The following is a 460-nucleotide window of genomic DNA, read 5'->3' as shown; positions in this document are numbered from 1 at the left end:
TGCTCCGATAGCCGGGTGGCCGCGGAGATCATTTTCGATCAGGGCCTGGGTGACATGTTCATCGTGCGTACCGCTGGTCAGGTGATCGACTCGGCGGTGTTGGGTTCTATCGAGTACGCGGTGGCGGTGCTGGGGGTGCCGTTGATCGCGATCCTGGGCCATGACTCCTGTGGTGCGGTGGGTGCCACGGTCGCGGCCCTGGACACCGGAGAAGTGCCCGGCGGGTACATCCGGGACTTGGTGGTGCGGGTGATGCCCTCGATCCTGGGCGGCCGCAAGGACGGGTTGTCGCGCATTGATGAGTTCGAGGCCCGTCATGTCGAAGAGACCGGTAGCAAGCTGTTGCAGCGTTCGCAGGTGGTGGCCGATGCGGTCAAGGCCAACAAGCTCGCGCTGGTGTATCTGACCTACAAACTGGCCGACGGCCGCGTCGTGCTGCATGGCCACGTCGGCGATATCG

The 460-nt window shown here is 64.3% G+C and carries 1 protein-coding gene; it reads left to right on the top strand.

All coding sequences use genetic code 11. From position 1 onward, the window contains the following. Positions 1 to 460: carbonic anhydrase (locus tag BKG76_RS07095; protein WP_070937011.1), on the top strand; the 460-nt coding region annotated here is incomplete at both ends.

Source organism: Mycobacteroides franklinii (genome assembly GCF_001853795.1).
In the GTDB taxonomy this organism is placed as follows: domain Bacteria; phylum Actinomycetota; class Actinomycetes; order Mycobacteriales; family Mycobacteriaceae; genus Mycobacterium; species Mycobacterium franklinii.
Note: the sequence above shows the minus strand (reverse complement) of the source record. Positions and strands in the feature narration are given on the sequence as shown.